The organism is Geodermatophilus sp. SYSU D00742, assembly GCF_054049935.1.
Genome location: NZ_JBJGYJ010000003.1, coordinates 96,744 through 113,628, shown reverse-complemented (window position 1 = coordinate 113,628; position 16,885 = coordinate 96,744). Strand labels below are relative to the sequence as shown.

The window sequence follows — 16,885 nt, the reverse complement described above, 5'->3', positions numbered from 1 at the left end:
GTGGCGGGGAGCACGTTCCGTCGTCCCCTGGGCGACGGCCGAGACCAGGAGGATCCCGCATGAGCGAGTCGACCGAGGTGGAGGGCCGCCGGTTCCCGGCGCCCGAGCAGCTGGCCGCCCAGGCCAACGTGGGTCCCGACGTCTACGAGGCGGCGTCGCGCGACCGGCTGGCCTTCTGGGCCACGCAGGCCGGGCGCCTCACCTGGGCGCAGGAGTGGGACGAGGTCCTCGACTGGAGCAACCCGCCGTTCGCCAAGTGGTTCGTCGGCGGCAAGCTCAACGTCGCGTACAACTGCGTCGACCGGCACGTCGAGGCCGGCCACGGCGAGCAGGTCGCCTACCACTGGGAGGGCGAGCCGGGCGACACCCGCACGATCACCTACGCCCAGCTCAAGGACGAGGTCTGCAAGGCCGCCAACGCCCTGACCGAGCTGGGTGTGCAGACCGGAGACCGGGTCGCCATCTACATGCCGATGATCCCGGAGACGGTCGTCGCGATGCTCGCCTGTGCCCGCATCGGCGCCGTCCACATGGTGGTCTTCGGCGGCTTCTCCCCCGACGCCCTGGCCAGCCGGATCACCGACGCCGGCGCCCGGGTGGTCGTCACCGCCGACGGCGGCTACCGCCGCGGGGCGCCGAGCGCGCTCAAGCCCAACGTCGACGAGGCGCTGACCAGGACCGAGGGCGTGCGCAGCGTCGTCGTCGTCCGGCGGACCGAGCAGGACGTCGAGATGACCGAGGGCCGCGACGTGTGGTGGCACGACCTGGTCGACCGGCAGTCGACGGAGCACACCCCCGAGGCGTTCGACGCCGAGCACCCGCTCTACATCATGTACACGTCCGGGACGACGGCGAAGCCCAAGGGGATCCTGCACACCAGCGGCGGCTACCTGACCCAGGTCAGCTTCACGCACTGGGCGAGCTTCGACCTCAAGGCCGACACCGACGTCTTCTGGACCGCCGCCGACGTGGGCTGGGTGACCGGCCACAGCTACATCGTCTACGGACCGCTGTCCAACCGGGCGACCAGCGTCATGTACGAGGGGACGCCGGAGACCCCGCACCGCGGCCGCTGGTTCGAGCTCATCGAGAAGTACCGGGTCTCCATCCTCTACACCGCCCCCACGGTGATCCGGACGTTCATGAAGTGGGGCGAGGACATCCCCGCCGGCTTCGACCTGACCAGCCTGCGCGTCCTGGGGTCGGTCGGTGAGCCGATCAACCCCGAGGCCTGGCTCTGGTACCACAAGAACATCGGCGGCGGGCGCTGCCCGATCGTGGACACCTGGTGGCAGACCGAGACCGGCGCGCACATGATCAACCCGCTGCCGGGCGTCACGGACCTCAAGCCCGGCTCGGCCCAGACGCCGTTCCCCGGCATCTCGGCCAAGGTCGTCGACGACGAGGGCAACGAGCTCGGTGACGACACCACCGGCCTGCTGGTGCTCACCGAGCCGTGGCCGTCGATGCTGCGCACGATCTGGGGCGACGACGACCGCTACGTCGACACCTACTGGTCCCGGTTCGGCAAGGACGTCTACTTCGCCGGGGACGGCGCCAAGAAGGACGCCGACGGCGACATCTGGCTGCTGGGCCGGGTGGACGACGTCATGAACGTCTCCGGGCACCGCATCTCCACCACCGAGGTCGAGTCCTCGCTGGTGGCCCACCCGGCGGTGGCCGAGGCGGCGGTGGTCGGCGCCAGCGACCCGACCACGGGCCAGGGCATCGTCGCCTTCGTCATCCTGCGGGGCAGCGCCGAGGACTCCGGCGACGACCTGGTGCAGCAGCTGCGCCAGCACGTGGCCAAGGACATCGGCCCGATCGCCAAGCCCCGCCAGATCATGGTCGTGCAGGAGCTGCCCAAGACCCGCTCGGGCAAGATCATGCGGCGGCTGCTGCGCGACGTCGCGGAGAACCGCGAGCTCGGTGACGTCACCACGCTCACCGACTCCTCCGTGATGAACCTGATCAAGGACAAGTTGCCGGCGTCGTCCGGCTCGGAGGACTGAGGGAGGGCCCCGGGCTCCACCGTGGGGAGCGCCCGCAGGGGGTCACGCCGGGGAGGGCCGCGGCCCTCCCCGGCCCCGTCCGGGGGACTCGGGGACGCGCTCCCGGCGATCATGGGGCACGATTCCCCCAGCCCCGCGTGCAGGCGGGACGTCCGACCGCCCCAGTCCAGGAGGTGCCCCCCGTGGCCCACAGCGCATCGTCGACCCCGCACCAGGGCCGGCCCGCCGGCGCGGAGGAGCCCTCGGTCGGAGCGCTCGTGCAGAGCGCCATGGCCGACGTCTCGACGCTGATCCGCAGCGAGATCGAGCTGGCGAAGGCAGAGGTCGGGAGGTCTGCGAAGAAGGCCGGGATCGGCGTCGGCGCCTTCGGTGCCGCGGGCGTCCTGCTCGCCTTCTCCGGCATCTTCATCTTCGTCGCGATCGCCGAGTTCCTCACCTGGCTCGGCCTGGAGCGGTGGATCTCCTACCTGATCGTGTGGGCGCTCATCGTGCTGCTGGCCGGGATCGCCGCGCTGATCGGCCGCAGCTCGCTGAAGAAGATCGAGAAGCCCGAGCGGACGCTGGAGACCCTCCGTGAGCTGCCAGAGGTCGTGCACCGTGAGGCTCCCGGCGAGCGCCGCCGTGAGGTGCCGACGGTGAGCAACGGCCGGGTGGCCCTGCGCGGCAACGACAACTACCGCGTCTGACCGGGGCCCGCGCCCAGCGCCCCGGTCGGTGAGCGTCCCCGAGGAGGAGCCGCCCGACGCCACCAGCGTCCTGCTGCCCGGCCCCTGGACCCACCGCGACGTCTCCGCCAACGGCGTCCGGCTGCACGTGGCCGAGGCCGGCGAGGGCCCCCTGGTGCTCCTCCTGCACGGCTTCCCGGAGTTCTGGTGGAGCTGGCGGTCGCAACTGCCCGCGCTGGCCGCGGCGGGCTTCCACGCCGTCGCCCCCGACCTGCGCGGCTTCGGCGGCAGCGACAAGCCACCGCGGGGCTACGACCTGCCCACGGCCGCCTCGGACGTCGCCGCACTCGTGCGCGCGCTCGGCGAGCGGGACGCCGTCGTCGTCGGGCACGACTGGGGCGGGCTGGTGGCCTGGTCGGTGGCGGCCCTCCACCCGCGCAGCGTCCGCAGGCTGGTCGTGCTGTCGATGGCCCACCCCCGGCGCCTGCGGGCGTCGCTGACCGACCGGGCGCAGCGGCGGGCACTGCGGCACGTCCTGGGTTTCCAGCTGCCGCGGTTGCCCGAACGCCGGCTGACCCGCGCCGACGACGACCCGGTGGCCGAGCTGATGCGCCGGTGGGCCGGCCCGGCCTGGACCTCCACCGCCGACTTCGCGCAGGCCGTGGAGCGCTACCGCTCGGCGGCCCGCATCCCGCAGGCCGCCTACGGCTCGATGGAGTACTTCCGCTGGGCCGGCCGCTCGCAGATCCGCCCCGACGGGTGGCGCTACGCCCGCCGGATGGCCGCCCCGGTCACCGCGCCGACGCTGCAACTGCACGGTGACCTGGACACCTGTGTGCTGCCGTCGTCCGCGCTCGGGTCGGGCCGCTACGTCGCCGGCTCCTACGACTGGCGCGCGCTCCCCGACGTCGGCCACTTCCCGCACGAGGAGGCCCCGGAGGCGGTGAACCGCACGCTCGCGGAGTGGGCCGCCGAGTGACGCGAGGGGGCGGCCCCGTCCCGGGTCGGGCCCGTCCAGGGCCCCGCCGCGAGCCCGCGAGCGGTGCGGACGGGGGCCTCCGACGAGCAGCGGGCAGGCGGTCCTCCTACTCGCAGGCGCCCGTGGGCACCTCCGCGGTCGCCGACAGCCCCGCCTGGCGGGCCGGGTCGACCTGGGCGTTGGTCAGGGCGTAGCCGGTGTGCGGGTCGTCGATGGCCGAGGCGAACACGACGCCGAGCACGTGACCCTGCCGGTCGAACAGCGGGCCGCCGGAGTTGCCCGCGCGCACGTCGCCGCGCAGGGCGTAGACGTCACGGACCACCGTCTGGGAGTTGCGGAAATCAGGCCCGCTGATCTCGCCGCGGTCGCGCACCCGGGCCGGGCCGACGAACAGCCCGCCACCCCCGGGGTACCCCATGATGATCGCGTCGGCGCCGGAGTCGACCGGCGCCGGCGCGAAGGTCAGCGGCACCTGCGGCAGCCCGGGGACGGCGAGGACGGCCACGTCGGTCTCCTCGTCGACGTACACCGGCGTCGCCTCGTACTCCTCGCCCTCCGCGCTGACCACCGGGTCGCTGACCCCGGCGAGCACGTGCGCGTTGGTCATCACCCGCTCCCGGGCGTAGACGAAGCCGGAGCCGTCGATCTGCCGGGCGCAGGACGGTGCGACGCCGCGGATCTGCACGACCGAGCCCTGCACGGAGTTGACCACCGGGCTGGCCAGCAGCGCCTGGTCCGGTTCGGGGACCTCGGGGACGTCGGTGGGGGTGAGCGGGTCGAGGACGTCGGGCAGGCCGCGCCGGTCGATCGCCTCCCGCAGCGAGTCGTACACCGACCGGACGCCGTCGGGGACACTGCGGTCGACCGCCTGGACCAGCGCCGACTGGCGCACCTGCCCGGCGACCTGGGGGAACGGCGCGGTGGCCAGCGGGGTGGCCACCATCCACGCGACCAGCAGCACCGCGGCGGCCGACAGCACCGCCCCGGCCACCGCGTCGACCGTCTTGGCCGGCTCCCAGGTGACCCGGCGGCGCACCGCCCGGCCGACCGCACCGGCCAGCACCTGGCCCAGCAGCGCACCGGCCAGGACGACGACCAGCGCGGCGAACACCCGGGTGACCGGCGAGCCGTCCACCCGTTCGGTGACCGGCCCCGACAGCTGGGCGCCGAGGACCGCGCCGCCGAAGAAGCCGAAGAAGGACGCCGCGGAGACGATGACGCCCTGGCGGAAGCCGGAGAAGCCGAAGGACAGGGCCAGGACGATGAGGACGACGTCGACGATCGACACGCCGGTCAGCCCTCCACCGTCATCGTGCCGAACTGCTGGAGCTGGGTGTGGAAGCTGCACTCGAACAGGTGCTCACCGGGGACCGACACGGTGAACTCGATGGTGCGGCTCTCCCCCGGTGTGAGCAGCGGGATCTCCGGGACGATCGGCTCCGGACCGGCGTCCGGGGTGAACCGGAAGTTGTGGGTCAGCTGCTCGGCGACGTTCACCACGGTCAGCCGGACCTGCCCCGGGGCGACGGTGAAGGTGTCCGGGGTGAAGACGTAGTCGTCCTGCGTCTGCAGGGTGACCTCCTGGACGCCGTCGGCGGCGGTGGTCACCGTGCCGAGGTCCGGCCCGGCCGACGTCGACGCCGCCGGGGGCCCGGCCTCGCCGCCGCAGCCGGCGAGCAGGACCACTCCGGCGGCGACCACGACGGCCTTCCCGCGGAGGCCCCCCGCGAGCCTCGACCTGCCTGCCTGCGGGATCCCGCCGCGAGCCGGCGGCCGGTGGGGCGCAGGCGGGGCCTCCACGGGGGGCAGGCAGGTCCTTCTACCGTTCATCGCGGGGGAACCGTACGCGTCGGAGGCCCGTCCGGTGCGGGGTCGGCCACCGTCGGCGCGGCGGCGTCCTCCTCCTCGACGGCGTCGAGGGTGCCCGGCAGCTGCGGCCGCCGCGCGCCGAGCACGGGCAGCTCCCGGACGTCGGTGTGGTCCCACGGGCGGGCCAGGCCGGCCGCCTCGAGGATCGCGTCGAGCAGGCCGGCGGTGAACCCCCACACGACCATCCCGGCCACCCCGAACGCCGGGCCCACGTAGCCGGAGGGGTGGCGGGCCCGGAACCGGTTGGCGGGGTCGGTGAGCTCGGCGAGCGGCACCCGCGCCACGCGGGCCACCTCCCGGGGGTCGCCGACGCTGACCTCGCGCGGGTCGTCCCACCACCCGACCACCGGGACGACGAGGTTGTCCGAGGGCCCGAGGAACAGCTCCGGCAGGGTGGCGAGCACCCGGACCCCGTCGGGGTCGATGCCGGCCTCCTCCTCAGCCTCCCGCAGGGCGGTACCGACGGGGTACTCGTCACCGGGGTCGGCGCCACCCCCCGGGAAGGCCGGCTGCCCGGCGTGCGTGCGCAGGTGGGCGGACTTCTCGATGAGCAGGACGTCGGCGCCGCGTGGCCCCTCGCCGAAGAGGATGAGCACCGCCGAGCGGCGGGCGGTCGCGGTCGGCCGGGGGGCGCGGTGGCGCAGCGGCAGGTCGGCGCCGTGGTCCAGCAGCCGGTGCAGGTAGGCCGGGAGGCCGTCGGGCCGCTCCCGCTCGCCGGCCGGCGCGCTCACAGCTGCACCCCCAGGTGCTCGGCCACCAGGCCCTCCAGCTCCTCCAGCGAGGTCACCGGGCGCAGCTGCAGGTGGGCGACGGAGCCGTCGGCGCGGAGGAAGTAGGTGTAGGGCAGTCCCCGCAGGCCCTGCTCGATGGCGAGATCCCCGTCGGCGTCCACGCCGGTGGGCATCGTGACGCCCGCGTCGGCGGCGAAGGACCGGCCGTTGTCCGCCGTGTCCTGGCTGACCAGACCGACGACCCGCAGCCGGTCGCCGGCCGCGTCGGCCAGCTGCTGCACCAGCGGCAGCTCCTCCCGGCACGGCCCGCACCAGCTCGCCCACAGGTTCACCACGGTGGGCGTCCCCTGCGCGCGGCCGAAGGCCAGCTGCCCGCCGCCGAGGCAGTCCACCGTCACGTCGGCGAGCACCTCGCCCCCGGACGCCGGCTCGTCGGGCTGCTCCGGGCAGGCCGCGGTGGTGTCCGCCACGGTCGGTGCAGCCGAGGGGGTGGCACCGTCGTCCGTGGCCTCCGCGCCGCACCCGGTCAGGGCGAGCAGCAGCGCCCCGGCGGCGGCCCACCCGCGGACGCTCATTCGGTGTCGGAGGCGGCCGGCGTCTTGACCAGCTTCAGCGCGACCTCCGGATCGGTGGGGCCGATGCCGTAGGACGGGCACCAGCGGGCCAGGCCACACGCGCCGCAGGCCGCCTTCTTGGCGTGGCAGACCCGCCGGCCGTGGAAGATCACCCGGTGGCTGAAGTCGGTCCACTCCTTCTTCGGCACCAGCTCGGCGACCTCGGTCTCGACCTTGACCGGGTCCTCCTCCGCCGTCCAGCCGAAGCGCCGCACCAGCCGGCCGAAGTGCGTGTCGACGGTGAGCCCGGGGACGCCGAAGGCGTTGCCGAGGACGACGTTGGCCGTCTTGCGCCCGACCCCGGGGAGCGTGACGAGGTCGGCCATCCGGGCGGGGACCTCGCCGTCGAACCGCTCGACCAGCGCCTGGGCCAGCCCGAGCACCGAGGCGGCCTTGGCCCGGAAGAAGCCGGTGGGCTTGAGGATCTCCTCGAGCCGGGCGCGGTCGGCCCCGGCCAGGGCGACGGCGTCGGGGTACTCGGCGAACAGGGTGGGGGTCACCCGGTTGACCGTCTTGTCGGTGGTCTGCGCCGACAGCACGGTGGCGACCAGCAGCTCGAAGGGGTTGGTGAAGTCCAGCTCGCAGTGCGCGTCGGGGTGGATCAGCGCCAGCTCGCGGGCCATCCGCCGGGCGCGGCGGGTGCGCGCGAGCGGCGTCTCCTCGGGGTCGTACGGCGCTCCGCCACGGGCGGCGGCGCGCCGCGCGCGCGGGGGGACGGGTCGTGCGTAGGCGGGCGAGGACACGCGGTCGAGGGTAGGCGGATGAGCTGACGACCCCGGCTCCGTGTCATCATCGCAGCCGCCGTGAGCGGGAGGATCCCGGCTCGCGCAACGGGGTACACAGGAGTGCGCGCGGGCACCGGCCGGGCCGGTGCCGCCCCCGACGAGGATGGAGGAGGAACCCGGTGGTCGCCCTCATCGTCATCCTGTTCCCACCGCTGCTCATCGCGTTCCTGCTGGTCATGGAGCGGGTCGAGGAGCCGCTGCGGCGCCCCACCGGTCCGCGCGAGGTCGCCGAGTTCCTCTCCACGGCCAGCCCCGGCGAGGTCGACACGCTGGCCACCTCCGGCATCCGCCGGGCCATGGCCCGGTGGCGGCGGCGGCGCTCGTCGCGGGTGCTGCAGGAGGCCGAGCCGCCCGTCGTGTGAGGACCGACCGGCGCCCGGCCGCGCCGCCCACCCCCTCGTCGGAGTTATACGACCTCCCACTGATCGGGTGACCACGCGCACAGCCCCCTAGACTCACTGCGGACAGCGCCGCGCCGCAGGCGCGCGCTCTCCGGGAGGCGCCGGTTGTCGGCGTTCCCACTGGTCGTGCGAGAGGACGCGTAGTGGACGAGGTGCTGGCCCAGTCCGGGCTCTTCCAGGGACAGTCGGAAGAGGCGGTGGAAACGGTCATCAGCCGCCTCGAGACGATCACGCTGCCGCGAGGCCGGGTCGTGTTCAACGAGGGCGAACCGGGCGACAGCCTCTACATCGTCATGTCCGGGAAGATCAAGCTGTCCCGACGCTCCCCCGACGGCCGCGAGAACGTGCTCGCCGTCATGGGCCCGTCGGACCAGTTCGGTGAGCTCTCGGTGTTCGACCCCGGGCCGCGCACCGCGACGGCGACCGCGGTCACCGACGTCAAGCTGGCCCGGATGCCGCAGTCGGTCATCCGTCCGTGGATCGAGGCGCACCCGGAGATCGGGGAGCAGCTCCTGCGCGTGCTGGCCCGCCGCCTGCGGCGGACCAACGACTCCGTGGCCGACCTCATCTTCACCGACGTCCCCGGCCGGGTGGCCAAGGCGCTGCTGCAGATGGCCGACCGGTTCGGCAGCCGTGAGGGCGAGGGCCTGCGGGTCAAGCACGACCTCACGCAGGAGGAGCTGGCCCAGCTGGTCGGCGCCTCCCGCGAGACGGTGAACAAGGCGCTGGCCGACTTCGTGCACCGCGGCTGGATCCAGCTGCAGGGCAAGTCGGTCGTCGTCCTGGACGAGGAGCGTCTGCGCCGCCGCGCCCGCTGACTGCTCACGTCGGAGGCCCGGGACCCACGTGGTCCCGGGCCTCTCGCGTCGACCCGTGGGGTCGCAGCACGCGACCGCGCCCCGGGCGTCGTGCCGAGTAGGTCCCGGAGGGTCCGCGCAGGCACGACGCAACGGCTCGGCCCGGGCCGGGACGGCACCGGGCCGCGGTGTCGTCCGGTAGGACGACGGTGTCATCGCGGGGTGAGCCGGAGGCTCACGAGGGCAACGGCACGACCAGCCGGATCCGCGTGCCGTCGGGCAGGACCGCCCAGCGTCCGTCGGGTTCGTCCTCGAACGTGGGGCTGATCGGCTGCAGCGGTTCCGGCGGGGAGCCGGCCAGCACGGCGGCCACGTCGGCGAAGGGCTCCAGCTGGCCGAGGGTGTGGATCGTCGGCGGCAGCATCGGCCGCGTGCCCGCACGCATCTCCGCCAGCGCGGCGGCCGGCGTCAGCCAGCTCGCCTCGTCGGCCTCGCCGGTGACGTGCCGCGCCTCCTGTCCGACCGGCAGCGCCGCGGCGAAGAACTTGGTGTCGTACCGGCGCGGCTCGACCGGCGGGGTGACCCAGTGCGCGAACGGGCGCAACAGGTCCGACCGCAGGGCCAGGCCGCGGTCGGCGAGCAGTTCGGAGAGGGAGAGCTCCCGGGTCAACAGGGCCTGCCGCTGCGCCTCCCAGTCGTCACCGGACACCGACGGGACCACCCCGCCCACCCCGTCCGCGCCGTCGGCCGAGCCGGCGAGCAGGACGCCGGCCTCCTCGAACGTCTCCCGGACGGCGGCGCACACCAGCTCGCGGGCGGTGGGCTCGTCGCAGCCGAACGCCTCGGCCCACTGCGCCGGTGGCGGGCCGACCCAGGCGGTCTCCACGTCGGCGTCCCGCGGGTCGACGCCGCCACCGGGGTAGGCGGTCATGCCGCCGGCGAAGGGCATCCCTCGGGTGCGCCGCAGCAGGTAGACCTCGAGGCCCGGGGTGCCGTCCCGCAGCAGCAGGACGGTCGCCGCCTGCCGGGGCTCGGTCACCTCAGTTCGACGGTGAGCTCGACCTCGACCGGCGCGCCCAGCGGGAGCTCCGCGACACCGACGGCGCTGCGGGCGTGCCGGCCGGCGTCGCCGAAGATGCGGCCGAGCAGCTCGCTGGCCCCGTTGACCACGCGCGGCTGACCGGTGAACCCCTCGGCGCTGGCCACGTACCCGACCACGCGGACGACGCGGGCCACCGAGTCCAGCCCGACCAGGTCGTCCACGGCGGCCAGGGCGTTGAGCGCGCACAGCTTCGCGTCGTGCGCGGCGTCCTCGGGGTCCACGGAACCGCCGACCTTGCCGGTGCGGCGCAGCCCGCCGTCCACGAACGGCAGCTGCCCCGAGGTGTAGACCAGCTGGCCGCTGCGCACCGCCGGCACGTACGCGGCCACCGGTGCGGCCACCGCGGGCAGCCGGATGCCCAGCTCGACCAGCCGGGCGTGCCAGCTCTGGGTCTGGGGCGTCGTCATGGCGGGATCAGCCGACCGGGCGCTTGAGGTACGCGACCGGCTGCTCGGCGCCGGCCGGGCCGGGCAGCACCGTCACCAGCTCCCAGCCGTCGACCCCCCAGGAGTCGAGGATCGCCTTGGTGTTGTGGATCAACAGCGGGATGGTGGCGTACTCCCACCGGACGCGGGCCGGTTCGCTCATGGGCGCGACGCTAGCGCAGCCCGTCGACCCCGTCCCTCGCCCTCCCGCCGGATCCGTGGGAGGCCGGGTCCCGCTCCGAGCTCGCGAGGGGTGGGGAGCACGGGGTCCCCCTGAGCCCCTCGGCCCCGTCCCGGGTCCCGCTCCGAGCTCGCGAAGGGTGGGGAGCACGGGGTCCCCCTGAGCCCCTCGGCCCCGTCCCGGGTCCCGCTCCGAGCTCGCGAGGGGTGGGGAGGACGGGGTCCTTCTAGGCTGATCAGCGTGGCACCCGAACCCCCTCCCGTGCGCTGTCACGTCGTGACCGGCAAGGGCGGGACCGGCAAGACGACGGTGGCCGCCGCCCTGGCGCTCGCCCTGGCCGCCGACGGCCGGCACGTGCTGCTCGTCGAGACCGAGGGCCGGCAGGGCATCGCCCAGCTGTTCGACACCCCGCCCCTGCCCTACGAGGAGCGCCGGGTGGCGGTCACCCGCGGCGGCGGCGAGGTCAAGGCGCTGGCGATCGACATCGAGGAGGCACTCCTGGAGTACCTCGAGATGTTCTACAACCTCAAGCGGGCAGGCCGGGCGCTGCGCAAGATGGGCGCCATCGACTTCGCCACCACGATCGCGCCGGGTCTGCGCGACGTACTGCTCACCGGCAAGATCAAGGAGGCGGTCACCCGCCGCCGCGACGGCCGCTTGGTCTACGACGCCGTCGTCGTCGACGCCCCGCCGACCGGCCGCATCACCCGTTTCCTCGGCGTCACCGGGGAGGTGGCCGGGCTCGCCCGCTCGGGCCCGATCAAGACCCAGAGCGACGGGGTGATGGCCGTGCTCAAGTCGCCGCAGACCGCGGTGCACCTGGTGACCCTCCTGGAGGACATGCCGGTGCAGGAGACCGCCGACGCCATCGCCGAGCTCACCGAGGCGGGCCTGCCGGTCGGCTCGGTCATCGTGAACATGGCCGCCGAGCCCCTCCTGCCCGAGGAGCAGCTGGATCGGGCGGCCACGGCGGGCCTCACCGGCGCCGACCTCGCCCCCGCCCTCACCGCCGCGCACGTGCACGACGGCACGGCGCTGGCCGACGCGCTGGCCGCCCAGGCGGTCGAGCACGCGCAGCGCTGGGCCGCCCAGGACGAGCTGCGCGACGAGGTGGAGGCGCTGGGTCGGCCCACCGTCGAGCTGCCCCTGCTCCCCGGTCCCATCGACGTCGGGGCACTGTTCGAGCTGGCCGGCCGGCTGGAGGACCACCTGCGGACCGAGGTGGCCGCGTGAGCGAGGCCGCCGGGCAGACGGCGACCGCGCAGCAGGCGGCCGAGCCGACGGCGGGCGAGCGGCACCACCGGCATCCGCGCCCCGCCGCACCCCCTCCCCCCGAGGCGCTCCCCCTCGACCTGGCCGCGCTGATCACCGACCCCGAGACCCGGATCGTGGTCTGCTGCGGCGCCGGTGGCGTGGGCAAGACGACGACGTCGGCGGCACTGGCCCTGGCCGCCGCCGAGGCCGGCCGCAGCGTCGTCGTCCTGACCATCGACCCGGCCCGGCGGCTGGCGCAGTCCCTGGGTCTGGTGGAGCTGGACAACGAGCCGCGGCGGGTCGACGTCCCGGGGGCCGAGGGCGAGCTGCACGCGATGATGCTGGACATGAAGCGCACGTTCGACGACGTCGTGTGCGCACACTCGACGCCCGAGCGGGCCGAGCAGATCCTGGCCAACCCCTTCTACCAGGCGCTGTCCTCCTCCTTCGCCGGCACGCAGGAGTACATGGCGATGGAGAAGCTGGGCCAGCTGCGGGCCGGCGAGCAGTGGGACCTCATCATCGTCGACACCCCGCCGTCACGGTCGGCCCTGGACTTCCTCGACGCCCCCAACCGGATGAGCCGGTTCCTCGACGGCACGATGATCCGGCTGCTGACCGCCCCGGCCCGGGCCGGGGGGCGCGCCGGCATGCGCCTGGTGGGGGCCGGGTTCCTGGTGTTCAGCCGGATCATCAGCAAGGTCCTCGGTGGCCAGCTGCTGCGCGACATCTCCGCCTTCGTCTCCGCGCTGGACACGATGTTCGGCGGGTTCCGGGAGCGGGCCACCGCCACCTACGAGCTGCTGCGCCGGCCCGGCACCTGGTTCGTCGTCGTCGCGACACCCGAGCCCGACGCGCTGCGGGAGGCCTCCTACTTCGTCGACCGGCTGTCGGCCGAGCAGATGCCGCTGGCCGGGCTGGTGCTCAACCGCACGCACCCGCCGGCCACCACGGGGCTGACCGCCACCCGCGCCGACGCGGCCGCCGAGGAGGTCCTCGAGGCCGGCGGCGAGGGTGCCGAGCTGGCCGCCGGCGCACTGCGCGTGCACGCCGACCGGATGGCCGCCGCGGCCCGCGAGCAGCGCCTGGCCGACCGGTTCACCAGCGCGCACCCGCAGGTCCCCGTCCGCACCGTCCCGGCCGCCGCGGGCGACGTGCACGACCTCGACGGACTGCGGGTCATGGGCGCCGCGCTGACCGGTCCGGATGACGACACGCCGACAGGAGTCCCACGCACCAGAGTGCTCCCCGCGCGCCGTCGCTGACGGCGACGTCGGGGGCACGTCGCCACGTACATTTGCTCGCGATGTCTCCCGCCGCCCCCGCTCGCGCCCGGGTCCTCGCGAAGCTCGCCGCGACGATCGTCCTCGCCGGAGCCCTGCTCGCCGGCATGCTGCTGCCCTTCGTGGGGGGCACGGGCATGGTCGCCCGCAACTCCGCCTCCCTGCTCGACGCCCTCCCGGTCGAGCTCACGGACGAGGCACCCGCCGGCAACACCCGGGTGCTCGCCGCCGACGGGTCCCTGATCACGCACTTCTACCGGAACAACCGGACGCCGGTGGAGCCCGACCAGGTCTCCGAGGTGATGAAGCAGGCCCTGGTCGACATCGAGGACTCGCGCTTCTACCAGCACAACGGCCTGGACGTGCAGGGCACGCTGCGAGCGCTGGTGACCAACGTGGCGGCCGGGTCGGTGCGGGAGGGCGGCTCGACGCTGACCCAGCAGCTGGTCAAGCAGACCCTCGCCGAGACGGCGGCGACGCCCGAGGAGCGGCAGGCGGCCACCGAGGAGAGCCTGGGTCGCAAGCTCAAGGAGGCCCGGCTGGCCCTCGCCCTGGAGGAGAAGTACTCCAAGGACGAGATCCTCACCCGGTACCTGAACATCGCCTACTTCGGGCAGGGCGCGTACGGCATCCAGGCCGCGGCGCAGAAGTACTTCAGCGTGAACGCCGCCGACCTCACGCTGCCGCAGGCGGCGATGCTGGCCGGGCTGGTGCAGAGCCCGGCAAACGACGACCCGATCGCCAACCCGGAGAACGCCCAGGTCCGGCGCAACCAGGTGCTGCAGCGGATGTTCGACCTCGGGCACATCAGCGAGCAGGAGCTGACCGAGATCTCCGCCTCCCCGGTGCAGGTGACGCCGGGCGCGCAGCCGGCCAACGGCTGCATCGACGCCTCGATCGGCGGCTTCTTCTGCGCCTACCTGCACCAGTACCTCGTGCAGACGCTCGACATCTCCGACGACACGCTGCAGAACGGCGGTCTGACCATCCAGACCACGCTGCGGCCCGACATGCAGGCCGCCGGCGACCAGGCGGTGCTCAACACCCTCCCGATGGGCGACCGACTGGCCGGCATGTACACCGCCGTCGAGCCGGGCACCGGGCACCTGCTGGCGATGAGCGTCAACCGCCGCTACGGCTGCGACGGGCCCGAGTGCGAGTCCGTCGTCCTCAACACCGCCTACAGCCAGGGCGCGGGGTCGACCTACAAGACCTTCGTCGCCGCCGCCGCGCTGGCCGAGGGGTACTCGCAGTACTACACGCTCACCACCGGGGACCCCTACGTCTCCCGGGTCTACCGGGACGGCCGCGCCCGCTACGACGTGGAGAACGCCGGCAACTACCCGGCGACCCTGGACATGGAGCGCGCCCTCTACATGTCCTCCAACACCTACTTCCTCGCGCTCGAGGACGCCCTGGGCAGTGTCGAGAAGCCGGTGCGCATGGCCGAGGCCATGGGCATGGACTTCCGGTCGACCCCGGCCGACCAGATCATCGAGGAGAACCGCGGGTCGTTCACCTTCGGCGCCGAGCCGACCAGCCCGCTGGACCTCGCCGAGGCGTACGCGACCCTGGCCGCCAACGGCACGCAGTGCGACCCGACCCCGGTGACCGCCGTGCTCGACCACGAGGGCGAGCCGCTCACCGGCGAGGACGGGCAGCCGGTCGTCCGCGACGACAACTGCACCGCGGAGGCGATCCCGCGGGGCGTGGCCAGCACGCTCAACCAGATGCTGCGCAAGGACGTCGAGCCCGGGCACCCCGGTCAGACCGGCGCGCGCGCCTACGTGGACGGCCACCAGATCGCCGGCAAGACCGGGACGAGCCAGAACAACTTCTCGGTCGCCTTCGTCGGCTACACGCCGCAGTACGCGGCCAGCGTGATGGTGCTCAACCCCAAGGAGAACCAGAACGTCGGCGGCTTCGGTGGCGGCAAGGGCGCCACGATCTGGCACGACGCGATGCGGCCGGTCCTCGGGGGCCAGCCCATGGTGCCCTTCCCGGCGGCCGACCCCACCACCCAGAACGGCAACACCCGCCAGGTGCCCGCCTGCTCGTCGGAGGACGAGTGCCGGGCCGCGCTGCAGGCCGCCGGACTGGACTCCACCACCGTGGCCGTGGACAGCGACCAGGCGCCCGGCACGCTGCTGGGCACCGACCCCGGGGCCGGCGGCCGGGCCACGCCCGAGCAGGTCGTCACCATCCAGGTGAGCAACGGTGCGCGCTACGTCGCCCCCGCTCCGGACCCCGGCACCGGCCAGGTGCCCGCCGACGGCGGCGCCGTCCCGGGACCGGTCCCCGGCGGCGTCGTCCCGCCCGCGGGTGCGCCTCCGGCCGGCGGGGCCCCCACCGGCGGCTGACCCGGGTCAGCCGAGCTGGCGGCGGACCTCCGCGGCCACCCGGCCGCCCTCGGCCCGACCGGCCACCTCCCCCTGCACCGCGCCCATGACCCGGCCCATGTCCTTCATGCCGGTGGCCCCGGTGCGGGTGATGACGTCGGCGACGAGAGCGGCGAGGTCGGCGTCCTGGAGCTGGGCGGGCAGGTAGGCGCCGACGACGTCGCCCTCGGCGCGCTCGCGCTCGGCCTGCTCGGTGCGGCCGGCGGCGGCGAACGCCTCGGCGGCCTCCCGCCGCTTCTTGGCCTCCCGGCGCAACACGGCCTGGACCTCGTCGTCGGTCAGCTCGCGGGCCTCCTTGCCGGCCACCTCCTCCGCGGTGACGGCGGCCAGCACCATGCGGAGGGTCGCGGTGCGGAGCTCGTCGCGGGACTTCATCGCGGTGGTCAGGTCGGCGCGCAGCTGGTCCTTGAGCTCGGTCACGTCCCCAGCCTGGCATGACGGGTCCCGCGGGCACGTCCGTACCCTGGGTCACCGTGCGCGCGACCACCGCCGTCCCCTCCGCCGTCCTCGCCTCGGCCACCGCGGGGATCGCCTACGCCTCCCTCTACGAGCGCAACCGCTGGACGCTGCGCCGCTTCGAGGTCCCCGTGCTCCCGCCGGGTGCCGAGCCGCTGCGGGTGCTGCACCTGTCGGACCTGCACATGACCGCGGCGCAGCGGTCCAAGCAGGCGTGGGTGGCCTCGCTCGCCGGCCTCGAGCCGGACCTCGTGGTGGACACCGGGGACAACCTGGCCGGGCACGACGCGGTCCCGGGCACGCTGTGGGCGCTGGAGCCGCTGCTGGAGCTGCCCGGCGCCTTCGTCCTGGGCAGCAACGACTACTACGCCCCGAGGCCGAAGAACCCGCTCAAGTACTTCAAGCGCAACCACAAGCGGGTGCACGGCGACCCCCTGCCGTGGCGGGACCTGCGCGACGGCCTGACCCGCGGCGGCTGGCTGGACCTCACCAACGCCACCGGTGAGCTGGTCGTGCGAGGGACCCGAATCGTGTTCGGGGGCGTGGACGACTCGCACATCCGCCGGGACCGCTACGACCGGATCGCCGGCCCCGCCGACGCCGGCGCCGACCTGCGGATCGGGTTGGCGCACTCCCCCGAGCCGCGGGTGCTCGACCGCTTCGCCTCCGACGGCTACGACCTGCTGCTGTGCGGCCACACCCACGGCGGGCAGCTGCGCATCCCCTTCTACGGCGCGCTGGTCACCAACTGCGGCATCGACCGCGACCGGGTCCGCTGGCTGCACCGCTGGTCCGAGCCGACGCGGGAGCACCCGGCCGGTACCTGGCTGCACGTCTCCGCGGGACTGGGCACCAGCCCCTACGCGCCGGCCCGGTTCGCCTGCCCGCCGGAGGCGACGCTCCTCACCCTGACCGCCCGTCAGAGCTGAGGA

18 protein-coding genes are annotated in these 16,885 nt (G+C 74.3%); 9 read left to right on the top strand and 9 right to left on the bottom strand.

Translation table 11 applies throughout. The features are described from left to right. Window positions 1–59 precede the first annotated feature (59 nt). From acs to ACI78V_RS03120, 3 genes are all read left to right on the top strand, one after another. A complete protein-coding gene (gene acs, locus ACI78V_RS03130) occupies window positions 60–2,012 on the top strand; it encodes an acetate--CoA ligase (protein ID WP_456848819.1) in 1,953 nt (650 codons plus the stop codon). Between the two features lie 182 nt (window positions 2,013–2,194). Beyond that, complete coding sequence (locus ACI78V_RS03125) at window positions 2,195–2,698, top strand: phage holin family protein (protein WP_456848817.1); 504 nt, start codon at window positions 2,195–2,197, stop codon at window positions 2,696–2,698. Window positions 2,699–2,726: 28 nt separating this feature from the next. Further along, window positions 2,727–3,656 (top strand): alpha/beta fold hydrolase, encoded by a 930-nt coding sequence (locus ACI78V_RS03120; protein ID WP_456848815.1) that lies wholly within the window; start codon window positions 2,727–2,729, stop codon window positions 3,654–3,656. Between the two features lie 106 nt (window positions 3,657–3,762). Here the strand turns inward: ACI78V_RS03120 and ACI78V_RS03115 are convergent, their stop codons facing one another. The 5 genes from ACI78V_RS03115 to nth form a co-directional block, all read right to left on the bottom strand. Next, window positions 3,763–4,944 (bottom strand): MarP family serine protease, encoded by a 1,182-nt coding sequence (locus ACI78V_RS03115; protein ID WP_456848813.1) that lies wholly within the window; start codon window positions 4,942–4,944, stop codon window positions 3,763–3,765. Window positions 4,945–4,949: 5 nt separating this feature from the next. Further along, window positions 4,950–5,357 (bottom strand): cupredoxin domain-containing protein, encoded by a 408-nt coding sequence (locus tag ACI78V_RS03110; RefSeq protein ID WP_456848811.1) that lies wholly within the window; start codon window positions 5,355–5,357, stop codon window positions 4,950–4,952. A gap of 125 nt (window positions 5,358–5,482) precedes the next feature. Next, complete coding sequence (locus ACI78V_RS03105) at window positions 5,483–6,256, bottom strand: NUDIX hydrolase (RefSeq protein ID WP_456848809.1); 774 nt, start codon at window positions 6,254–6,256, stop codon at window positions 5,483–5,485. After that, window positions 6,253–6,831 carry a TlpA family protein disulfide reductase gene (locus tag ACI78V_RS03100; protein WP_456848807.1) on the bottom strand — a complete coding sequence of 193 codons (579 nt, stop codon included), beginning with the start codon at window positions 6,829–6,831 and terminating at the stop codon, window positions 6,253–6,255. The genes ACI78V_RS03105 and ACI78V_RS03100 overlap by 4 nt, the downstream gene beginning before the upstream one ends. Then, on the bottom strand, window positions 6,828–7,613 hold the full coding sequence (gene nth, locus ACI78V_RS03095) for an endonuclease III (protein WP_456848805.1): 786 nt from the start codon (window positions 7,611–7,613) through the stop codon (window positions 6,828–6,830). The genes ACI78V_RS03100 and nth overlap by 4 nt, the downstream gene beginning before the upstream one ends. A 161-nt stretch (window positions 7,614–7,774) precedes the next feature. Between nth and ACI78V_RS03090 the strand changes: the two genes are divergently transcribed. Both ACI78V_RS03090 and ACI78V_RS03085 read left to right on the top strand, forming a co-directional pair. Beyond that, window positions 7,775–8,017 carry a hypothetical protein gene (locus ACI78V_RS03090; RefSeq protein ID WP_456848803.1) on the top strand — a complete coding sequence of 81 codons (243 nt, stop codon included), beginning with the start codon at window positions 7,775–7,777 and terminating at the stop codon, window positions 8,015–8,017. 182 nt (window positions 8,018–8,199) lie between these two features. Beyond that, window positions 8,200–8,874, top strand: a complete 675-nt coding sequence (locus ACI78V_RS03085; RefSeq protein ID WP_456848801.1) for a Crp/Fnr family transcriptional regulator — start codon at window positions 8,200–8,202, stop codon at window positions 8,872–8,874. 214 nt (window positions 8,875–9,088) lie between these two features. Here ACI78V_RS03085 and ACI78V_RS03080 read toward each other — a convergent pair whose 3' ends face one another. Genes ACI78V_RS03080 through ACI78V_RS03070 form a run of 3 tightly spaced genes read right to left on the bottom strand, consistent with a single transcriptional unit; the run spans window position 9,089 to window position 10,543 of the window. Further along, window positions 9,089–9,892, bottom strand: coding sequence for an NUDIX hydrolase (locus ACI78V_RS03080; RefSeq protein ID WP_456848799.1), 804 nt, complete (start codon window positions 9,890–9,892; stop codon window positions 9,089–9,091). Beyond that, complete coding sequence (locus tag ACI78V_RS03075; protein ID WP_456848797.1) at window positions 9,889–10,362, bottom strand: RidA family protein; 474 nt, start codon at window positions 10,360–10,362, stop codon at window positions 9,889–9,891. Before ACI78V_RS03075 ends, ACI78V_RS03080 begins: the two co-directional genes overlap by 4 nt. Before the next feature lie 7 nt (window positions 10,363–10,369). Further along, the gene (locus tag ACI78V_RS03070) at window positions 10,370–10,543 is read right to left on the bottom strand and encodes a hypothetical protein (protein ID WP_456848796.1); all 174 of its coding nucleotides are present in this window, start codon (window positions 10,541–10,543) and stop codon (window positions 10,370–10,372) included. A gap of 258 nt (window positions 10,544–10,801) precedes the next feature. Between ACI78V_RS03070 and ACI78V_RS03065 the strand changes: the two genes are divergently transcribed. The 3 genes from ACI78V_RS03065 to ACI78V_RS03055 are packed head-to-tail and all read left to right on the top strand — an operon-like array spanning window position 10,802 to window position 15,458. After that, entirely contained in the window at window positions 10,802–11,794 is a 993-nt protein-coding gene (locus ACI78V_RS03065; protein WP_456848794.1) for an ArsA-related P-loop ATPase, read from the top strand. After that, window positions 11,791–13,080 (top strand): ArsA family ATPase, encoded by a 1,290-nt coding sequence (locus ACI78V_RS03060; RefSeq protein ID WP_456848792.1) that lies wholly within the window; start codon window positions 11,791–11,793, stop codon window positions 13,078–13,080. The genes ACI78V_RS03065 and ACI78V_RS03060 overlap by 4 nt, the downstream gene beginning before the upstream one ends. Before the next feature lie 41 nt (window positions 13,081–13,121). Further along, window positions 13,122–15,458, top strand: coding sequence for a penicillin-binding protein (locus tag ACI78V_RS03055; protein ID WP_456848791.1), 2,337 nt, complete (start codon window positions 13,122–13,124; stop codon window positions 15,456–15,458). Window positions 15,459–15,464: 6 nt separating this feature from the next. Here the strand turns inward: ACI78V_RS03055 and ACI78V_RS03050 are convergent, their stop codons facing one another. After that, a complete protein-coding gene (locus ACI78V_RS03050; RefSeq protein ID WP_456848789.1) occupies window positions 15,465–15,917 on the bottom strand; it encodes a GatB/YqeY domain-containing protein in 453 nt (150 codons plus the stop codon). Between the two features lie 53 nt (window positions 15,918–15,970). On the opposite strand from ACI78V_RS03050, the gene ACI78V_RS03045 reads away from it, so the two are divergent. Then, window positions 15,971–16,882, top strand: coding sequence for a metallophosphoesterase (locus tag ACI78V_RS03045; protein WP_456848787.1), 912 nt, complete (start codon window positions 15,971–15,973; stop codon window positions 16,880–16,882). The last annotated feature ends 3 nt before the right edge of the window (window positions 16,883–16,885 follow it).

What these genes read in the sequence shown, in the direction of transcription:
- acs (WP_456848819.1), top strand. Translation starts at nt 60, where the DNA reads ATGAGCGAGTCGACCGAGGTGGAGGGCCGCCGGTTCCCGGCGCCCGAG.
- ACI78V_RS03100 (WP_456848807.1), bottom strand. Translation starts at nt 6,831, where the DNA reads ATGAGCGTCCGCGGGTGGGCCGCCGCCGGGGCGCTGCTGCTCGCCCTG.
- ACI78V_RS03075 (WP_456848797.1), bottom strand. Translation starts at nt 10,362, where the DNA reads ATGACGACGCCCCAGACCCAGAGCTGGCACGCCCGGCTGGTCGAGCTG.
- ACI78V_RS03070 (WP_456848796.1), bottom strand. Translation starts at nt 10,543, where the DNA reads ATGAGCGAACCGGCCCGCGTCCGGTGGGAGTACGCCACCATCCCGCTG.
- ACI78V_RS03055 (WP_456848791.1), top strand. Translation starts at nt 13,122, where the DNA reads ATGTCTCCCGCCGCCCCCGCTCGCGCCCGGGTCCTCGCGAAGCTCGCC.